The sequence below is a fragment of the Micromonospora endophytica genome (genome assembly GCF_003236305.1).
GTDB classification, from domain to species: Bacteria; Actinomycetota; Actinomycetes; order Mycobacteriales; family Micromonosporaceae; genus Micromonospora; species Micromonospora endophytica.
In genome coordinates this window covers 1-1,266 of record NZ_POTX01000472.1, presented here as the reverse complement: position 1 = coordinate 1,266, position 1,266 = coordinate 1, and the positions used below count along the sequence as shown (strand labels likewise).

The following is a 1,266-nucleotide window of genomic DNA, read 5'->3' as shown; positions in this document are numbered from 1 at the left end:
CACAATGATCGAGCCGGAGGGGCGATGAGGGGCGGGGGTTGCGTTCGGCGGTGGCCTTTATGCGGGCGGCGCGGTCGAGGTCGGCCTGAGACACGGCGGCGACCGAGCCGAAGATGGAGACCGCCTGGTAATAGGTCCAGGCCAGGCTGAGGCAGGCCGGCCGGACGACCGAGTTGTACGTGGCGCAGACCCGCTTCAGGTCCTCGTAGAAGGCACTGTCCAGGCGGGACTTGTTGGCGCTGAACTGGCCAGCCGCCTTGTAGTTACGGTAACCGAAGTCGTGTCGGTGACAGGAGAGGGCGAAGCTGAACCCGAGCGGGTTGTCCGGGCTCGACGAGCAGTAGTCGGTGGACCAGTCGAAGTTGTACTCCGCCCACGGCGCCCGGTTCTGACGGGCCGAGTTCCAGGCGTTGAAGCTGCTGGCGCTGGTCTGGGTCCAACTGGACAGCACCGACAGCTTCTGCGCGGGGGTGACGGCCGCGGCGGCGGGTGCGGCCGCGGCGAGGGCGGTGAGCAGCGCGAGTACGCCGGAGGCGAGGAGGGTGAAGAGACGTCTGGGCACGGTGGTACCTCCGCGGGGGTGGGCGGTGGGGATGGTTACCGGTGAGTCACCGGAGCGCGATCAGTGTCGATCAACGGCGCTGCCGTCCGGTGTAACCAATGAGAAATATTGGTTACCTGTGCGGAAACAGACGAAAAGCCCTGGACATCGTCGATGTCCAGGGCGTGCGCAGCTCAGACCTGTTAGGAGGGGGCCCCTATACAACACCAGGCGTTAACAGGGGGCCCCTCCTTGCATGCCGTCAGGCGAAGAAGCGGGCGAGGTGGGTGGGGGAGGGGCCGGCGTCATCCGGGCCGAGGGGAGTCAGATCGGCGAAGATCGAGGCGCCGTCGCTGCTGGCATGCAGCGGATACCAGCGTGGCGTACCCGGCGGACGCATCACGCAGACGCCCTTGATGGTCTGCACGTCCAGCAGCCGAACGTGGGTCGGGTCGGCCACCGCGTTGACATGACCCCACCAGGGGCTCATCACGTGCAGCACGCCGCCCGGGCGGAGCACCCGGTGACACTCGTCCAGCAGCGGCAGGAAGTCGAGCAGGTGCTCCAGGATGTGCACCGCGAACAGCACGTCCACCGAGTCGTCGGCAAGTGGCAGCGAGCGGGAGAGGTCGGCCACCGCGTCCACGCCCGGCGCGGGGAAGATGTCGAGGCCGAGGTTGCCCGGCCACTGCTTGGTGCCGCCGCAACCGAGATCAACCACCACC

The 1,266-nt window shown here is 67.5% G+C and carries 2 protein-coding genes; both read right to left on the bottom strand.

The features are described from left to right. On the bottom strand, positions 1 to 562 hold a 562-nt coding region (locus tag C1I93_RS30575; RefSeq protein WP_111246694.1), incomplete at its 3' end, for a phospholipase. 241 nt (positions 563 to 803) lie between these two features. After that, positions 804 to 1,266 (bottom strand): class I SAM-dependent methyltransferase (locus C1I93_RS30570; protein WP_146603618.1); only part of this gene is annotated, 463 nt, incomplete at its 5' end.